The 16,377-nt window shown below is 39.7% G+C and carries 18 protein-coding genes; 9 read left to right on the forward strand and 9 right to left on the reverse strand.

Going from position 1 to position 16,377, the window contains the following annotated elements:
- The first annotated feature begins 470 nt into the window (after nt 1–470).
- Nucleotides 471–932, forward strand: coding sequence for a flavodoxin family protein (locus I6F41_RS14250; RefSeq protein WP_011327806.1), 462 nt, complete (start codon nt 471–473; stop codon nt 930–932).
- Nucleotides 933–1,035: 103 nt separating this feature from the next.
- On the forward strand, nt 1,036–1,278 hold the full coding sequence (locus I6F41_RS14255) for a DUF2789 domain-containing protein (RefSeq protein ID WP_011327807.1): 243 nt from the start codon (nt 1,036–1,038) through the stop codon (nt 1,276–1,278).
- 254 nt (nt 1,279–1,532) lie between these two features.
- On the opposite strand, the gene bcp is transcribed toward I6F41_RS14255, so the two are convergent.
- Together bcp and I6F41_RS14265 are read right to left on the reverse strand one after the other, a co-directional pair.
- On the reverse strand, nt 1,533–2,012 hold the full coding sequence (gene bcp, locus I6F41_RS14260; protein WP_058373011.1) for a thioredoxin-dependent thiol peroxidase: 480 nt from the start codon (nt 2,010–2,012) through the stop codon (nt 1,533–1,535).
- Between the two features lie 14 nt (nt 2,013–2,026).
- Nucleotides 2,027–2,563, reverse strand: coding sequence for a glycine cleavage system protein R (locus tag I6F41_RS14265; protein ID WP_011327809.1), 537 nt, complete (start codon nt 2,561–2,563; stop codon nt 2,027–2,029).
- Nucleotides 2,564–2,916: 353 nt separating this feature from the next.
- Here I6F41_RS14265 and bamC point away from each other — a divergent pair, with 353 nt between their 5' ends.
- Together bamC and I6F41_RS14275 are read left to right on the forward strand one after the other, a co-directional pair.
- Nucleotides 2,917–3,975, forward strand: a complete 1,059-nt coding sequence (bamC, locus tag I6F41_RS14270) for an outer membrane protein assembly factor BamC (protein WP_011327811.1) — start codon at nt 2,917–2,919, stop codon at nt 3,973–3,975.
- Nucleotides 3,976–4,040: 65 nt separating this feature from the next.
- Nucleotides 4,041–5,456: a YjiH family protein gene (locus I6F41_RS14275; protein ID WP_011327812.1), complete on the forward strand. Its 1,416-nt coding sequence runs from the start codon at nt 4,041–4,043 to the stop codon at nt 5,454–5,456.
- A gap of 45 nt (nt 5,457–5,501) precedes the next feature.
- Here I6F41_RS14275 and I6F41_RS14280 read toward each other — a convergent pair whose 3' ends face one another.
- Together I6F41_RS14280 and I6F41_RS14285 are read right to left on the reverse strand one after the other, a co-directional pair.
- Entirely contained in the window at nt 5,502–5,648 is a 147-nt protein-coding gene (locus I6F41_RS14280) for a DUF2897 family protein (RefSeq protein WP_011327813.1), read from the reverse strand.
- Between the two features lie 94 nt (nt 5,649–5,742).
- The gene (locus I6F41_RS14285) at nt 5,743–6,270 is read right to left on the reverse strand and encodes an acyloxyacyl hydrolase (protein WP_197108667.1); all 528 of its coding nucleotides are present in this window, start codon (nt 6,268–6,270) and stop codon (nt 5,743–5,745) included.
- Nucleotides 6,271–6,515: 245 nt separating this feature from the next.
- On the opposite strand from I6F41_RS14285, the gene I6F41_RS14290 reads away from it, so the two are divergent.
- Both I6F41_RS14290 and I6F41_RS14295 read left to right on the forward strand, forming a co-directional pair.
- Nucleotides 6,516–7,109 carry an MlaC/ttg2D family ABC transporter substrate-binding protein gene (locus I6F41_RS14290; RefSeq protein ID WP_086998128.1) on the forward strand — a complete coding sequence of 198 codons (594 nt, stop codon included), beginning with the start codon at nt 6,516–6,518 and terminating at the stop codon, nt 7,107–7,109.
- Between the two features lie 221 nt (nt 7,110–7,330).
- Complete coding sequence (locus tag I6F41_RS14295; protein ID WP_089368009.1) at nt 7,331–8,668, forward strand: ankyrin repeat domain-containing protein; 1,338 nt, start codon at nt 7,331–7,333, stop codon at nt 8,666–8,668.
- A 161-nt stretch (nt 8,669–8,829) separates the two neighbouring features.
- Here the strand turns inward: I6F41_RS14295 and I6F41_RS14300 are convergent, their stop codons facing one another.
- Genes I6F41_RS14300 through I6F41_RS14320 form a run of 5 tightly spaced genes read right to left on the reverse strand, consistent with a single transcriptional unit; the run spans nt 8,830 to nt 12,355 of the window.
- Nucleotides 8,830–9,279: a DUF2069 domain-containing protein gene (locus I6F41_RS14300; RefSeq protein ID WP_182683231.1), complete on the reverse strand. Its 450-nt coding sequence runs from the start codon at nt 9,277–9,279 to the stop codon at nt 8,830–8,832.
- Nucleotides 9,276–9,830 (reverse strand): NAD(P)H:quinone oxidoreductase, encoded by a 555-nt coding sequence (gene wrbA, locus I6F41_RS14305; RefSeq protein ID WP_197108669.1) that lies wholly within the window; start codon nt 9,828–9,830, stop codon nt 9,276–9,278. Before wrbA ends, I6F41_RS14300 begins: the two co-directional genes overlap by 4 nt.
- A complete protein-coding gene (gene arsC / locus I6F41_RS14310; RefSeq protein ID WP_011327819.1) occupies nt 9,830–10,177 on the reverse strand; it encodes an arsenate reductase (glutaredoxin) in 348 nt (115 codons plus the stop codon). Before arsC ends, wrbA begins: the two co-directional genes overlap by 1 nt.
- 53 nt (nt 10,178–10,230) lie before the next feature.
- Nucleotides 10,231–11,688 carry a M48 family metalloprotease gene (locus tag I6F41_RS14315; RefSeq protein WP_011327820.1) on the reverse strand — a complete coding sequence of 486 codons (1,458 nt, stop codon included), beginning with the start codon at nt 11,686–11,688 and terminating at the stop codon, nt 10,231–10,233.
- A 1-nt stretch (nt 11,689) separates the two neighbouring features.
- Nucleotides 11,690–12,355: a hypothetical protein gene (locus I6F41_RS14320; protein ID WP_011327821.1), complete on the reverse strand. Its 666-nt coding sequence runs from the start codon at nt 12,353–12,355 to the stop codon at nt 11,690–11,692.
- A gap of 146 nt (nt 12,356–12,501) precedes the next feature.
- Here I6F41_RS14320 and I6F41_RS14325 point away from each other — a divergent pair, with 146 nt between their 5' ends.
- The 3 genes from I6F41_RS14325 to I6F41_RS14335 all read left to right on the forward strand — a co-directional run bounded on the left by I6F41_RS14325 (nt 12,502) and on the right by I6F41_RS14335 (nt 16,178).
- On the forward strand, nt 12,502–12,720 hold the full coding sequence (locus I6F41_RS14325) for a hypothetical protein (RefSeq protein ID WP_011327822.1): 219 nt from the start codon (nt 12,502–12,504) through the stop codon (nt 12,718–12,720).
- A complete protein-coding gene (locus tag I6F41_RS14330; protein ID WP_011327823.1) occupies nt 12,713–13,786 on the forward strand; it encodes an AI-2E family transporter in 1,074 nt (357 codons plus the stop codon). Before I6F41_RS14325 ends, I6F41_RS14330 begins: the two co-directional genes overlap by 8 nt.
- A gap of 133 nt (nt 13,787–13,919) precedes the next feature.
- The gene (locus I6F41_RS14335; RefSeq protein WP_182676870.1) at nt 13,920–16,178 is read left to right on the forward strand and encodes an aminotransferase class V-fold PLP-dependent enzyme; all 2,259 of its coding nucleotides are present in this window, start codon (nt 13,920–13,922) and stop codon (nt 16,176–16,178) included.
- Nucleotides 16,179–16,377 lie beyond the last annotated feature (199 nt).

Genomic DNA, 16,377 nt, shown 5'->3' on the forward strand with positions numbered 1-16,377 from the left:
GTAATTCGGGCAATGCTATTTTTGCTTGCGTAAAAATTTAAGACAAACGACGTAGGTTGGGTAGAGCGTAGCGAAACGCAACGAATACCCACCGCCTAATAAACCCGCATTATATATTTGAAAACGTAGGTCGGATAAGCGAAGCGCCATCCGACACAGCAAAATATCTTGCCAATTATTATCAACATTTAGCGTTGTCGTACGATTGGAGATCAGTCGTTAATTAATCGTGATGTCTGAAGTCAAGATTTGACCCCTTTGTCTCACCTGACCCCTTTGTCTCACCTTTGTCTCAGGCAGCATTTTTCACATGGCCCTTGCTGAACGGTGGCAATTTGTGCGGGTATTTTATCTAATGACATAGTATTAACTTATCAATGGCTTTATCTTATAGTATAAAAATTCTACTCTACCGGCAGTAACACAGCTGGCGAAAAACAGTTGCCGCTAAAATAAAAAGCAGGAAAACTATGAAAACACTGTTAATTGTTGCCCATGCGCCCTCTAAAAATACCCAGTTAATGGTTAATGCTGTTTTGACAGGGGCACAGCATCCTGATATTGAGCAAGTACAAGCCCGCTGGGTATCACCATTAAACGCCACACCTGAAGATGTATTTGCTTGCGATGCGATAATTATGGGCACGACAGAAAACCTCGGTTATATGAGTGGCGCATTGAAAGATTTTTTTGACCGTTGTTATTACCCTTGCCTAGATGTAAAACAGGGTTTGCCTTGTGCATTATTTGTTCGTGCTGGTAACGATGGTACTGGTACTTGCCGAGCAGTTGAATCAATTTGTAGTGGCTTGCGTTGGCACTGGGCTCATCCACCATTAGTGTGCCGTGGCGACTGGCAACCAGCGTTTCTTGAGCAATGCGAAGCGTTAGGTATGACCATAGCAGCTGGGCTTGATGTGGGGATTTATTAACGAACCAAAACACAGGGTAAGCCGCGTGGTCTACCCGGGCTGAGTATACTTACCCGGGCCAATATGCTAAGGTTTATATTAAAATAATTGTAGGAGAAACAAAATGTTAGCAGAATCAGAATATACGATGAATAACTTGTTTGCGCAATTAGGATTAGACAGTTCGGATGACGCCATTAATGAGTTTATCGAAAAAAATCAATTAGCAGCAGGCGAATCATTAAAAGAATCTAAAATTTGGAATGATAGCCAACGCACGTTTCTCCAAGAGGAATGGGATAAAAACAGCATGTGGACTCAAGTCATCGATGATTTAAATTTACTTTTGTCAAACGTCGCTGAGTAAATAAATTTGCAGTAATTATCAGATAATAGATATGTCGATCTTGGGCGTAGCGAATGTAGAACAAAAACCATAGAAAGCCGTAGGGGTCAAATCTTGACTTCAGACATTATCATCATTGAGCGTTTGATAGTCGCTGTGAGTTTACCTTTCGATGAAAAGTATAATTTAATCAACACCCACAAAAAAGCGTTGCCCTTGAGCAACGCTTTTTTATGTCTAATTTCTAACAGCGAGTAACTTACTCTGCCGCTAACTTATTCTGCTGCGAGATAATCCAACACTACCTGATGGTGATCTTTGGTTTTAAACTTATCGAACAGGTGTTTAATTTTGCCGTCTTGACCGATTAAAAATGTCAGGCGGTGAATACCATCGTATTCTTTACCCATAAATTTTTTGTAGCCCCAAATTCCAAATGCATCTGCAATGGCATGATCTTCATCTGAGAGTAAATCGAAGTTAAGTTCTTTTTTAGTTTCGAAGTTTTTAAGGCGTTTAATTGGATCTGGGCTTATGCCTACTACGCGGGTGTTAAATTTTGCCAGCTCTGCTTGCTGGTCGCGTAGGTTTTCGGCTTGTACGGTACAGCCAGGTGTTGACGCCTTAGGGTAAAAATAAACCAGTACTTGTTGCTGTTTTAACAACTCGCTTAAGGTGATTGTTTCGTCGTTTTGGTTTTGTAAGCTAAAAGCGGGGGCGTTGTCGCCGGCTTGTAATGGGCTGATTTTGTTCATGCTTGCTCCTTAATTTAACGAATACGTCTAAATATATAGTCTACGTTGAGAAGGTGAGAAAGTTTTTCAAAACTAATTTTAAATTGGTCTACATCTACTTCAACAGGAATATTAAACTCTAGTTCACAGCGCATTCTCATTACTGCTTCTTCGTCATCATAAGTGTCTGACTTTAGTGAGCAAATAATAATATTGTTGTCTGCAAAAAAGCGCGTAACTTTACTCAAAGTGCCGGGTGTGTCGGTGCCTGTGTACTCTAGTGTGTAACCGGCGCGAAACGCTCCTTGGTTATGACTTGCTGTGCGCTTCATCATAGTGAGCAAACCCAGTTCCATCGCTTTGGTAGGCAGGGTGTGTTCTATGCGGCTAATGGCCGACATGTCACCGCTAAGTAGCATGATAAATGTAAATTCGTTACCTAAAATAGCAATGCGGCTATCTATTATATTACAGTGGCAATCGCTTACTAGCTGAGTTAACTCACTAACTATGCCAGACCTGTCTTCGCCAATAGCTGTTAAAACAATTTGATGATTTGAGTGTGCAGTCATGGGTTTAAATACCTAAGTTACTTGAATTACAACAGCGCAGTTGGCAACACAAAAAGTAAACACATAAAGTTGCGTGGCGGCGAAGTTTAACACAAAAACGTGTTTAAACTACACAGGCTGCTAATTTAGCAGTTTAAAAGTACAGTGTTTCTTGTTTTTACAAGCATGGGAAAGTACCATAGCCCAAATGTGTCTATTTGTTGCTTACTTTTGTTAACAGAGGTGAGTATTAAGCAACCAGGCAACCTAATTATAACTGTAAAGTTAATATTGATTTTACACTGAACCAAATCGGCATTACCCACTCATATACTTGTTAAAACAATTAAAGGGTATGCTAAGGAGAAATATCTGTGCAGTATTGGATCCCAAAAGCACTAACAGTAAGTGTATTGGTAAGTTTATCAGGATGTAGTGTATTTACTAATGATGCACATGACGAGCGTAATTATCGCGCTCATGAAGCAGTAAAAGTGCCTGCATCGTTATCACAACCCGCTCAAGATCCAACATATAAAATGGATGTAGGCCAATATAGTAATAATCCAGATGCTACAAATTACCGTCCGCCTGCTCAAGTACTTACAGTAGCAAAGGGTAGTTGGGTTGAAGAAACAGATAAAAACGCCCGTGTTTATTTTGATAAAAACGATGGTATTGATGACCTAGATGAGTTTATTTGGGAGTCTATTAATGCGGTTTTAGCCGACAATAACACGCAAGCGACTAAAGCAGACAAGCTACTAGGCATTATAGAAACAGATTGGTACGCTATTATTAAGCCAGAAGAAAGCTGGTTATGGAATAGCGACGAAAGTGTTGATTTAGAACGCTTTAAATTTACAATTGAAGAAAAGTCGCATCAGCGTACGGCTTCATTAAGTGCTGAACTTATTGACTTTAAAGGTGATGAGCCTTTAAGTGATTTATTTAAGCAACAGTTAGAAGTGCGTGCACTTAACCAAGTTATTAGCGAGTTTGATTATCGTTATCGTCAACTTGAAGTTGATATGCGCAAACGCCAAGGTATTATTTCTTTAGAAATGGGCTTTGATAACAAAGGTAATGCAGCACTTGTAACTGAGCAGTCGTATGAAGCTGTATTTGACCGTTTTTCAGGGTTTTTAGAGCGCTTGTCGTTCACTATTGTTGAAATTAACCCAGATACAGGCTTAATTACGGCAGATTATAAAAAACCAGAGTCAAGTGTATGGGATTCTATTTGGGGTGACGAAGTAACCCAATTACCTATTGATGAAGGTCAATATCAAATATTAGTAAGTAAAACCAAACAAGGCGGCACTAGTCTGACCTGGATGGATGAACAAGGCGATACGCTTGAGCCAGGTACTATGAATGGTTTACAGCAAGCATTAGTGGCTGCACTCATTCAGCGCGGTATTAATATTTAATAATAATAAGTTTTTACCACAAAAAGAGCACTTTGCTCTTTTTGTGGTTTTTATAGGTTAAAAATATGTCTCAGTTACCCACTTCGTCGCAATATAATATGCGCACTTGGCTTACCTTTTTAGTTCCTTCGCTAATTGGTTTGTTTTTATTTATGACACCAATCCCTATTGCTGATGGTATGACCATTCCCATTGCATTAATGGCTAAAGCAATTAAAGAGGGAATTAGCTCTGTTATGATTGAGCTGCTTACATTCATTATTTGTGTAACGGGTGTGCTTTCGCTATTAGCTAAAGTTGTTAAGCCTAGCTTTATTAAAAAGTCTTTTATACTAAAACACTTATTTGATGTTAACTGGCTTTGGCTAGGTATTCGCTTACTGGGTATGCTGTTTATTGTTTTGACCTTTATTAGTCAAACCGGCGCAGACGTGAGCTCGGCGCTTCCTGCGTTTTTATTACCGGTATTTAATGCTATTACCTCGGCAGATACGGGCGGCTTGGTTTTAAACGATTTATTGCCTATTTTGTTTTCGGTATTTGTTTTAGCGGGTTTATTACTGCCGCTGTTATTAAATTTTGGTTTGTTAGAGCTAGTGGGCACCTTGTTTACTAAACTTATGCGTCCGTTATTTGGTGTGCCGGGGCGCAGTGCTGTTGACTGTGCGGCGTCGTGGTTAGGTGATGGCAGCGTAGGTATTTTAATGACTGCGCGTCAGTACGAAGAAAAACATTACACTGAGCGTGAAGCGGCCATAATTGGTACTACGTTTTCGGCAGTTTCGATTACCTTTAGCTTAGTGGTTATTGAACAAGTGGGCTTAGAGAGTCACTTTGCACCGTTTTATTTAACTGTGTGTTTAGCCGGTGTGGTTGCTGCGATTATTGTGCCGCGCTTACCGCCGTTACGCTTCAAAAAAGATAGCTTTATAGATGGCAGTAAACGCGATGAGCATGCTGAGTCTGTACCAAGTGGTAAAACCTTGTTTGGGCATTCTTTAGATGTTGCGTTAGCTAAAGCGCATAGATCGCCAGGGTTTAAAGGCACGTTAAAAGAAGGCTTACACAATGCATTTGATATGGTGTTTGCTGTATTACCTGTCGTAATGGCGGTAGGTACATTTGCGTTAATTATTGCCACATATACCCCTGTTTTTCAGTATTTAGGTATGCCGTTTATTCCATTTTTAGAGCTGCTACGAATACCAGAAGCTGAGCTTGCTTCACAAACGATTATGGTTGGTTTTGCTGATATGTTTATTCCTTCAATATTAGCAGCGGGCACAATTGAAAGCGACGTAACCCGTTTTATTATTGCGGCAATGAGTGTAACGCAACTTATTTATATGTCGGAAGTGGGTGCACTTTTACTAGGCAGTAAAATACCGGTTAATATTTTTGAATTGTTTATTATTTTTATTCTTAGAACCTTAATCACTTTACCAGTTATTGCCTTAATGGCGCACTGGTTAGTTGGTTAGTTGGTTAGTTGGTTATAAAGATTAAGCAGTAAAAAGCCCTGATATTCAGGGCTTTTTTGTATCTGTAGAGTTAGTTTTATCGGGCTTTGTTTTTTTAAAGGGTAAATTTGCCGAGTGCTTTAGCAGTGCAAGATTACCAATAATAATAGCAAATACAATGATAACAATAACAACCATGTGCCAAGTTTGCATAGCAACGTCCGTTAATTATAAGCAAAGTATAAGTGTGAGCGTTTTAGTTTAAAACAGCAATAAAGTGACTTAAAAAATGGTGCTAATGCTGTATTTAAAAGCGTTTTGCTACCGATAGAGTTAAAAAATTTAGCCCGGGGTTGGGATCTTTAAAGCCCGCATTAGAGTAATGAATAATTCTTAGCGCCACGTTGGTTTCGCCAAAATCAGCAACTAAGCCAATTCTGTCTTCAAACTGATAGTGAGTGCTAATGTTTTTACCCGCAAAAGAGGTTTCATCAACCAATGAAATACCAATACCCGCTTCTACATATATGGGGGTATTGTTAATGCTAAATGCTGGGAACAACAGCACAGGCGACATGGCAAGCACTACATTAGACTGTGTTTTATCGCCATGGTTATATTGCCAAAGGTTTACACTGGTTTCGAAATAAAAGCGCGTATCGCCAAGTAAAGACTGCAACCCTGTAGGATAATATTGATGGGCTAGTTTAAAGCCATTTACGCCACCTTCTCCCTTGAGCAGATCAATTGCGTAACCGTGCTGCGATTGTGCGAATGCGTGTTGACTCGTGAATAATAAAACAAATATAAATAATGATAAAAATGACGTTTTCATAGGTGTCAGTGCTGTGCCTGAGTTAAATAGTGACTAAATAGTAAGGGCGCAACATGGGTGTTTTCAATGGGACAAAAATACGCTTGTATATAGGGTGTTAACCGAGGTTGATTAACTAATTGAATTTATTTACTTTGTTTTATTGGTGCTAAATGGGCATTAATAAGTTGCTTATTTAAGTCTATTTAAAGGTGTAATTATCGCGTAAATTAGCGTCATCTTAATCACACAGACAATAATTTATTATGAAGTTTTTAAAACTGTTTCTCGTTGTAGCTGTATTCTTTAGCGGCTCACTTTTTGCTCAAACGCAACAATCTCCACAACAACTCCTTAAAAGCGTAGCCGATACTTTATTTGCCGATATAGCCCAAGTTAATGCCAAAGGCGATGCAAGTAAAGAAGACATGTTTAACATTGTTGAGCAGCGCTTAATGCCGCATATTGATATAAAATTTGTAGCATTTAAATTATTAGGTAAACATATAAAGGGCATTGAGCGCGAGCAAGCAGTTAATTTTATTGATGCAGTAGAGCATTATTTAACAGGCACTTATGCCGGTGCTTTAATGAAGTACACTGGTCAAAAAGTAGTTTTTGAGCAAGATAACGCTTTGAGCGACTCACAGTACGCTACGGTTAAAACCCAGATAATACAAGCAAATGCGCCTACTATAGATTTACATTTTAAATTGCGCTTAGGGAAAGATGAACAATGGAAAGTATACGACATAGTTGCAGAAGGCATTTCATTGCTCAGCGCCAAGCAAAAAGAAATTATACAACGTATTTCTGATGTAGGTATAGAGAGCGTTATTAGCGAATTAAGAAACAACTAATAGTAGATTATGTGACCCTGATTAAGTCCAGCTCCAACCAAATAAGCAGCCAACTAGTTATGTAGTTGGCTGCTTTTTTATTTTATAAGTATTGCGTTACTTTGCGCTAGCGTGGCGATCAAGGTGTGCTAGAATATCGGCTCGTCGATTAAGCGTGGTGTCAGCTAAAAGCTGCTATAACTGACCACTGTCCCAAGCTACACTGGAGTTGTGTTGTTTTAATGGAAAATGTACTGATTTGGCCAAAGGAATACCCATTACTTATCAAAGGACTTGTAGAACAAAATGGTGCCTTTATTTTAGATGCTTTAGAAGCTTGGCCTGCCTGTCGTTCTACCCATGAAGATGATGGAGTATGTACTACTGTTTTACCGCCCATATTTTATTTAGCGTGGTTTACTCCGCTGGAGCCTTTTGAAGAGTGTTATTTTCAACATATTTGCGAGTATGACGAAAGTGCACAAACGTATATAAGCGCGGTAAAAGAACATTATTTTGATAACGAATATACCCCCGAAAGCTTAGTACTTATGCTTTGCCAACGGCTCGAAAAATACGCGAATGTATCGGCGCAAAATGAGATTGATACACCGCAGTCGTTATTTAGTTTATTTTTTGCTAAACGCTATTTTACTCTAATTGAGCATGCGTTAAATAATCGCAGTAAATTATCGGCGGTTGACACGCTAGCTCTGTGGCAAGAAGTTGATTTTAGAGAGCGTTTGAGTGCTTATATTCCAGGTTCAATTGCCGATCTTGAGCATTTAACTGAACTGGCAAGTGAAAAAGTGGCTAAAGGCAAAGACTACTTTACTTTACTCACTCAAGTATCGCCGGATGTAGATTCTGTGGTACTACTTGAAAAAGCTTTGCTTGCTCATTTAAATAAAAAAACCGCTAAGCAAATGATGGCCATGCGCTTTATTGAGCAAGGCGCAACAGGTACGCTTGCCGATGAGCACAATAAAACGGCCTTTATGTGGGCTGCTGAAAAAGGCTACGTAAATGTAGTTGAAACCCTGCTGAGCCAACAAGATAAAAAAGCAGTTGATGATAAGGGGAATACTGCCTTGCATTATGCTGTGCTCTCTAAAAACGAATCGCTTATGGTATTGCTGCTAAAGGCGGGGTATGACTTTAGAGTGCGTAATAACGAAGGGCTTAGCTGTTATCGCTTAGCAGTGAGCATAAAAGCGAGTAACTTAGTAAAGTGCCTTGAGCGCGACTTTGGTATTAAAGAGTTGTCGCCTGAAGGGCAGTTTGATCGCATTAAAAAAGTGCATGCGCTGCATGCTCTGGTTACTTTATTATTGCCGGTGCAATTGTTTTTCTTTTTTGATGAAACAATAACCATAAAAAGCGAATTAACATTAACTCTAACTATGATTGCGGCGGTGTGTTTCTTTTTTGCGGCTACTTTAAAGCGCTGCGCGCTGTACCCGCACATTAAACACCCGTGGGGATTATTTGTATTAAGAGGCTTTTCTTTAGTTAGCCTAGTAGGGCAGTTAGGTTTAGCCGCTATTGTAACCCTTGCCGCATTAAGTTCTTTAGTTTGAATATTTACAAGTTTATCTTTCGAGGTTAAATTTGCAGCAATGTGTTTGGCCGTTAGGCAAGGCAGAGCCTATGTAGTGTGGCTGTTCCCCATAAATAGGCGATAACGATGCATAAATAAAAAACGCGCTAATTAGCGCGTTTTTTGTGTTTAAATTATAATTTAATCTGTTTTTTCGTGCTCGTGCGCTGCTTTTTCTTCGGCGAGATCGTCTTTCAATTTACGAATTTTTAAGCCAAGTTCTTGCCCACGATGCCTAGCATAGTAGGTACAGCCAATAAACATAGCAGAGGCAAATAGTAGCTCTAACAATACCCATACCAGCTCATCTTGCGCTACCCAAAGCAATGTAAGGCCATGAATAAAGTAAAGCATAACAATAAAGTTTGCCCATGCATACGTATACGCTTTGTCTTGAATTATGCCTTTAAGAGGAAATAATAATGGCAGTATGTACACGGCAAAAATAAAGCCATTGCTGTGGCCTTCTCTCGGTGCAAATACAAACATCCATAAAGGCATTAAAATTAATAAACCGACATAACCAAAAATCGCGGTACGTTGAAATTTAACAGTAATTGGCTTTTTAGCTGGAATTTCAGCTGTTTTCATTGAAGTTTTCCCGCAATTTGAGTGAGGCGTTTGCCAACACTTTGGCATATTTTAATTTCGTCTTTACTTAATTCAGTACTATTACTACTACCAGCAACATGTGTTGCACCATAGGGCGTGCCACCGGTTTGTGTTGCCAGCAATTCGGGTACATCGTAAGGTACACCGAGTAACATCATGCCATGGTGCAGTAACGGTAGCGATAAGTTCAGTAATGTGGCTTCGTTGCCGCCATGCATACTGCTTGACGACGAAAAAACACAGGCTGGCTTGTCAATTAATTGCCCTTTTAACCATAATTCGCTGGTGGTTTCCCAAAACATTTTTGCTTGAGAGGCCATCATACCAAAGCGAGTAGGTGTGCCAAAGGCAAGGCCATCACAGTTTATTAAATCGTCTTTAGTGATAATAATGTCGTGTGGGTTTTTAGCAACAAAAGTGCGCAGCAAAGCGCTGGCCCCTTGTTGCTCTATAGACTCGGCAATTTCATGGGCCATAGCTTCAACTGAGCCATGGCTTGAATGGTAAAGTACCACTATGGTCGTGCTCATTATAAAACGCTTAATACGTTTTCTGGTGGGCGACCAACAGCAGCTTTATCATTGTTAACCACAATAGGGCGCTCAATTAGTTTTGGATTTTGTACCATAGCATTAATAAGTGCAGCTTCACTGGTTTCATCTTTTAAGTTTAGCGTTTTGTAAATGTCTTCTTTGGTGCGCATTAACTCGCGTGCAGATGTAAAACCCAGCTGCTTAACTAATGTAGTTAGCTGCTCGCTACTTAAAGGCGTATTTAAGTATTCAACTATACTTGGCTCAATAGCTTTGCTTTGTAATAAAGCTAGGGTCTCGCGCGATTTAGAGCAGCGCGGATTATGATAAATAGTTACAGACATAAAATGCTTCCAATAAATGAGTTGCGGCCATTTTAGGCCAAGCGCTTGTAGACTTAAAGCCTAGCAAGCTCTTTTTGTAAAAGTCGGTATTGTGTAAGTAGCGCTTTTAACCTTTGTTGTTTAACTAGCTCGTTTGGCTCAATAAAGTTGAGTGCTTTTTGTATTTCGTCGGCAGCTTTTAAATAAGCGCCGTATTGCGATAATACATCGGCATTGGCTTCGTGATAGGCGGCGAGTTTTTCTTGCTTTTTATAGGCGTCGGTTAATAGTTGCTTACCTAAGCTGTGATCTGGTTTTTCTAGTAAAAAGCTTTTTAAGATGTTTTCGGCAAGCTCGTATTGCTTTGCTTCTAGGGCTGCGTTGGCATAGTTTAGCGTAATTACCTGATTGTTAGGGCGGTAATTGTTTAATTCTGCTAAATAGGTAACGGCTTCAGCGGCCTTTTTTTGCGCTATTAATAAATCGGTATAGGTATCTATATAAAATAAGTTTTTAGGATCGCTTTTTAGTAGTTCATCTAAAATAGGCTGCGCTTCATCAAGCTTTTTTTGATCCAGCAAACTAATGCCTAAGCCATATTTTAGGGCGGCATTATTGTAGCTATTTTCGCGAATTAATTTTCTAAACAGCGATTCTGCTGCTTCTGGTTTATTGTCGTATCTTGCCAGCACGCGACTCTTTGCTAAGTTAAACTCAAGGCTCGGGTTTACTTGGCGTTTAGGGTATTGCTGCGCACGCAATCTTACATCAGACACACGGCTCTCAGGAAGCGGGTGAGTAAGTAAAAACGCAGGTGGCTTATATTTATAACGAATTTGCGCAGCGAGTTTAGTTAAAAATTCACTTGATGCACGCGGATCAAAGCCTGCATTATTAAGCGTTTGCATACCAATACGGTCGGCTTCTTGCTCTGCTGAGCGGCTATGCGTTAGTTGGCTAAATGCCGATTGTGTTTGGCTTGCTGAAATAATAGCAATACCAGCATCGGGCACGACGACAGCGGCTAAAATACCGGCAATCATTCCGGCTATAGTCATTGCGCTGTTGTCTTGTTGCTGCTGTAGGCGCCGTGCTAAATGGCGCTGGGTAACGTGGGCAATTTCATGGCCAAGTACCGATGCAAATTGACTTTCATCATCAGCTTGCGCAATTAATCCTGTGTGTACGCCAACATGGCCGCCATAAAATGCAAAGGCGTTTATTTCAGAGTTATTTAACCAAAAAAATGAAAACGGAAACCGCACATCATTGGCGCTAGCCACAAGTTTACGGCCCACTGTGGTTAAGTACTCATCAAGCACAGGGTCGTTAATTATTGGCGACGAGCCTCTAATTTGCATCATCATTACTTCGCCAATCGCTTGTTCTTTTTCGAGCGGCAGCACTTGTAAGGCTGAGGTACCTAAATCTGGCAATTTAAAGTTTGTTTGCGCCTTTAAAGGCTCACTTACTAATAGGCTAAATGTAAGCGCGGCACTACATAAAGTGATAAAGGCTGATTTTAGCTGCATTTTATTCCCTGTTAATTGGTTCACCAAGAGCAATTTTGGCAATGTTTATTTCGTCACTGCATGCACGGCTGTCTTTTTCACATAATTGATAAAGCGCTTTTATTGTGACCCCATCTAGCTTTACTACGTTCAATTGTATTTGTAAAAAAGTAATAATTTTATGCACTACCTTGTGTGCGTGTAAAATAATAGCTTTATCGGCTTTGTCTCCACGTTCAAAATAAAAGCCAATAAATGTATGTAATTGATTTATTCTAATTAAGCACTTCATGGAAAGTGGATCCCATACTTTAAATTCCATAAAACGATTATTTTTAACGTATTGATCAATAATAACATCTTTAGCGTACGGTTGAGCCCAAAGCTCAAAACCACGCTCGGTAAATACTTGATGCAGTGCAATGCGTGGCTTTTTATTACATTGAATTTCGCCTAGCTCGGTTTCGTAGCCGTCAAGTAGATCAAGGTTCCAATTACGTTTGTCTAAAAGGCTTTTTACTGCATTATCAAACCCATGTTCTAAAATACCTTCAGCTTCGCTGACCGATGAGGCAACAAGGTGATAAAAAGGTGGTAATTCGCCCCAATTTATTTGTTTTTTATACCAATTAATCTCTTTGAGTGTTGGATTACTGGGTAATTGCGCTTTATTATGCGTGCCAGGCATTAACCTATCCTTACTGCTAATTATGCCCTAAGGATAAACTATTGCCGAGGTTGTTTTAAGGAAAAGTTATGCATGTTCACACTTAATACATTTTTAGGTGGTGACTATGGGACTTATTATTGATGTGAACTCAAGGTGAAACGAGTATGCTAGAGCAAAATTTATCAGCTTATAAATGCCCACAGCAGTTTATTCAATTTAAACTTGGGCTGCGTAAAGCCGTGTCGTTACAACAAAGTATTACTTTTAGTTTTAATAATGCAGAAAATATAAACGACATTGAACGATTTTTACAAAAGCATGCATATTGTTATACCTTAAATAAGCGCCAAGGAATGTTATTAGTGGAGCCATTACGTGTTTGAATATATAAAAGCGTGGTACGAAAAAAAGTTTTCTGATCCTCATTCAGTTACTTTATTATTTTTATTATTGGCGTTAGTAGCCTTATTATATTTTATTGGATCTTTGATAGTGCCGGTATTAGTGGCACTTATTATTGCCTATTTACTCGATTGGCCGGTACTGCACTTAGAGCGTTTTGGGTTAAGGCGTTTTACCGCTACAGTAATTGTTATGCTTATATTTACAGGTATTATGCTGACACTTATTTTAGTTATTGGCCCTGTGCTGTGGCAGCAAACCAGTAATTTATTTCAAGAAACACCGCATATGGTAGAGCAAGGAAAATCGTTTTTATTGGCCTTGCCTGCGCAGTACCCTAGTTTAATTACTGCAGAACAAGTACAAACAATTGTATTAACAGTAGAGACTAAAGTAATTGAATTTGGTCAAGTAGTGCTGTCGGTGTCGCTCACGTCTTTAAAAGATGCGGTTGCGTGGTTAATTTACTTAATTTTAGTGCCCTTGTTAGTGTTTTTTATGCTTAAAGACAAACTAGAGCTTAGCCACAGTATTGCTAAACTTATTCCGCAACAACGACGCTTAATAATGCAGGTGTGGAATGAAATGAATCAGCAAATAATGAACTACATTCGCGGTAAAGTGTTTGAAATACTGATTGTTGGCTCGGTGTCGTTTATTGCCTTTACGGTACTTGATTTACGCTATGCTGCGTTATTGGGAGTATTAGTGGGCTTTTCGGTGTTGATCCCTTTTGTGGGTGCGGCATTGGTAACCATTCCGGTGGCGGCAGTGGCGTTGTTTCAGTTTGGAATTGAAACCCAATTTTGGACCATTTTAATTATTTACGGTATTATTCAAGCGCTTGATGGCAATGTACTAGTGCCTTTATTGTTCTCTGAAGCGGTTGATTTAAATCCGGTATTTATTATTGTAGCGGTATTGTTTTTTGGAGGCTTGTGGGGTTTTTGGGGCGTATTTTTTGCCATTCCACTGGCGTCATTAGTCAAAGCGCTGATCAATGCGTGGTCATCTACTCAAGAAGAAATCATTAAAGAGCTGAGCTAAAAGTTAACACCGCTTTAAGTATAAAAAAGCATAGAAAACGCATCTTTAAAACTAATTGATTATTATCTATTACAGCCAAAACTATGTAATATTGGTATAAGATATATTTATTAGTAATAAGGTGCGTTTTTTAATGTCTGAGTATTTATTACCCGATGAGCCAGTAAAACAAGTTTACCTTGATGCAAATGCAACCACCCCTGTGTTGCCATGCATAGTTGATGTGGTGTGCCATGCAATGCAAACCTGTTTTGGTAATCCTTCTAGCCCACACATAACGGGTATTCAAGCCAAGCACTTATTGGAGCAAACTCGACAAAAAGCACGCGCGGTAATTGGCGCTAATAATGGTGATATTTTATTTACCTCTGGGGCAACCGAAGGTATTCAAACGGCTGTAGTGTCTACGCTGATAAATGCTAAAACCCATAATAAAAAAAATCCGGTGTTACTTTATGGCGCAACAGAGCACAAAGCAGTACCAAACACCCTAAAACATTGGAATCAAGTGCTAGAGATTAACGCTCAAGTACTTGCTATTCCGGTTGATAGTAACGGTATTTTAGACTTAGATTTTATTGCTCAGCATATTGATGATGCGCTGATGATTTGCACTATGGCGGTTAATAATGAAACCGGTGTATACCAAGATCTAGCGGCAATAGAGCAGGTTATTCGTAATCGCAATAGCAGCGTGTCTTGGATGGTCGATTGCGTTCAAGCATTAGGTAAGCAGCAGCTTATGTTGAGCGAAACAACAATAGATTACGCACCGTTTTCGGGCCATAAACTCTACGCTCCCAAAGGCATTGGCTTATTATATATTCGTCAAGGCAGTGCTTATACGGCATTTATAGCCGGTGGCGGGCAAGAAAGTGGTATGCGCTCAGGTACTGAAAATCTCCCTGGTATTGCAGGACTTAATAAGTTATTTAGTTTGTTATTAGATAAAACCGATGGCACGTTTAAATCAAGTGCTGTGCTTGCGCAATATCGCAGCCAATTACACAATGCAATAAGCGATACATTTGGTGCCATTACCTTTAACCATGATTTTGCATACTCAGTGCCCACCACGCTTAATTTTGCGGTTAACGACTTAACCAGTAAAGAAGTTATTGATTTATTTGATGCTGCCGGCATACGCGTGAGCGGCGGCTCTGCGTGTAGTACTGGTGCTTCACAAAGTTTTGTACTAGATGCAATGGGTGCAAGCCAGTGGCAAAGTGAAAACGCCATACGTTTATCGTTTGGACCTGCCGCCACGCAACAAGATATTGACCATGCCTGTGAGCGAATTCGCGCCCTTAAACAAGTATTACAAGCAAATTGCCTGGTAGTATCTGACAGCGCTACACCTACGCAGGAATTATGTGCACTAGGCTTAACCCAATTTAGGCACCAAGGCGCGTGCAGCTGGTTATATGTTAATAGCAACAACCAGGCGGTGATCATCGACCCTATTATAGAGTTAATACCGCGCTTTGAAAAAATAGCCAATACGCAAAATTTAACCATAGCCGCTATTTTAGACACCCATGCTCACCAAGAGCGTAATAGTGCAATTACCCTATTACGCAGTGTGTTAGCAGCACGTTTAGTAGCAGGAGAGGTTGATCAATTGGGTTGGCCAGTTAACCAAACGGTGATTAATTTAAATGGGCAACGCCTAGAAAAACTTGCCACACCTGGGCATAGCCAAGACAGTGTGAGTTACTTATTAAAAGAAGCCTCGGGTGAGGTTCGCTATTGTTTTTGTGGTGATCTCATTTTACCAGCGGGGCTGGGTAATACTCATTTGCTTGGTGGTAGTGCAGAGCAAATGGCTGACTCGTTAATATTATTAGCGCAGCAGTTAACCCCAGAGGCGGTTATTTGCTCAGGACACGATTACCAACAGTGTTTTGCTATGAACTGGGCGGTGCAACAACAGCAAACTCCTTTATTGAGCGCATTATTATCTAAGCAAATAACGAAAGATGAATTTGCTGCTAAAAAGCAGCAGCACGATGAGCAAAAACAAACAGATAATAACAACCAGCTTTGTGGTTATGTAAATGCGCAACCAGATACAAATACACAGCAATTGAGTTATTCACAGGCAAAAGAAATGCTCAGCCACGGCAATGTATATTTAATTGATACGCGCGAACCCTATGAGCATGGCGCTAATAATATTTCATCACTGTTAAATGTTGCTACAGCTAAAACCTTAAATATTCCGCTTAGCCGTATGGCAAACGCAATAGTAGAGCAGCAGCTAGATAAAAATAATCAATATATTTTAGTGTGCCGCAGTGGTAACCGCTCAAAGTTGGCAGCAGCTAATTTAATTGAGCTAGGTTATACCTCGGTTTATAATTTAAATGGCGGTTTGGCACTGGGAAGTTAAAATTAGTTAGCAAATAAATATAATTAAGGCCGGCATTTGTCGGCCTTTTTATTTATTTGCCAAATTAAGCTAACTGAGTCGCCTCTGAATGGGTTGTTAAATTAATATATTAATTTTATGATACCGGTGTCAAAAGCAAAAAATTACGTTATCATTCACAGCATAAAATATAAAAACAGCTCATTTTTAACTTTGCTAT

This window comes from Pseudoalteromonas sp. SCQQ13 (genome assembly GCF_015864415.1).
GTDB classification, from domain to species: Bacteria; Pseudomonadota; Gammaproteobacteria; order Enterobacterales; family Alteromonadaceae; genus Pseudoalteromonas; species Pseudoalteromonas nigrifaciens.

What these genes read in the sequence shown, in the direction of transcription:
- I6F41_RS14250 (WP_011327806.1), top strand. Translation starts at nt 471, where the DNA reads ATGAAAACACTGTTAATTGTTGCCCATGCGCCCTCTAAAAATACCCAG.
- I6F41_RS14255 (WP_011327807.1), top strand. Translation starts at nt 1,036, where the DNA reads ATGTTAGCAGAATCAGAATATACGATGAATAACTTGTTTGCGCAATTA.
- bcp (WP_058373011.1), bottom strand. Translation starts at nt 2,012, where the DNA reads ATGAACAAAATCAGCCCATTACAAGCCGGCGACAACGCCCCCGCTTTT.
- I6F41_RS14265 (WP_011327809.1), bottom strand. Translation starts at nt 2,563, where the DNA reads ATGACTGCACACTCAAATCATCAAATTGTTTTAACAGCTATTGGCGAA.
- I6F41_RS14275 (WP_011327812.1), top strand. Translation starts at nt 4,041, where the DNA reads ATGTCTCAGTTACCCACTTCGTCGCAATATAATATGCGCACTTGGCTT.
- I6F41_RS14280 (WP_011327813.1), bottom strand. Translation starts at nt 5,648, where the DNA reads ATGCAAACTTGGCACATGGTTGTTATTGTTATCATTGTATTTGCTATT.
- I6F41_RS14285 (WP_197108667.1), bottom strand. Translation starts at nt 6,270, where the DNA reads ATGAAAACGTCATTTTTATCATTATTTATATTTGTTTTATTATTCACG.
- I6F41_RS14290 (WP_086998128.1), top strand. Translation starts at nt 6,516, where the DNA reads ATGAAGTTTTTAAAACTGTTTCTCGTTGTAGCTGTATTCTTTAGCGGC.
- I6F41_RS14295 (WP_089368009.1), top strand. Translation starts at nt 7,331, where the DNA reads ATGGAAAATGTACTGATTTGGCCAAAGGAATACCCATTACTTATCAAA.
- I6F41_RS14300 (WP_182683231.1), bottom strand. Translation starts at nt 9,279, where the DNA reads ATGAAAACAGCTGAAATTCCAGCTAAAAAGCCAATTACTGTTAAATTT.
- wrbA (WP_197108669.1), bottom strand. Translation starts at nt 9,830, where the DNA reads ATGAGCACGACCATAGTGGTACTTTACCATTCAAGCCATGGCTCAGTT.
- arsC (WP_011327819.1), bottom strand. Translation starts at nt 10,177, where the DNA reads ATGTCTGTAACTATTTATCATAATCCGCGCTGCTCTAAATCGCGCGAG.
- I6F41_RS14315 (WP_011327820.1), bottom strand. Translation starts at nt 11,688, where the DNA reads ATGCAGCTAAAATCAGCCTTTATCACTTTATGTAGTGCCGCGCTTACA.
- I6F41_RS14320 (WP_011327821.1), bottom strand. Translation starts at nt 12,355, where the DNA reads ATGCCTGGCACGCATAATAAAGCGCAATTACCCAGTAATCCAACACTC.
- I6F41_RS14325 (WP_011327822.1), top strand. Translation starts at nt 12,502, where the DNA reads ATGCTAGAGCAAAATTTATCAGCTTATAAATGCCCACAGCAGTTTATT.
- I6F41_RS14335 (WP_182676870.1), top strand. Translation starts at nt 13,920, where the DNA reads ATGTCTGAGTATTTATTACCCGATGAGCCAGTAAAACAAGTTTACCTT.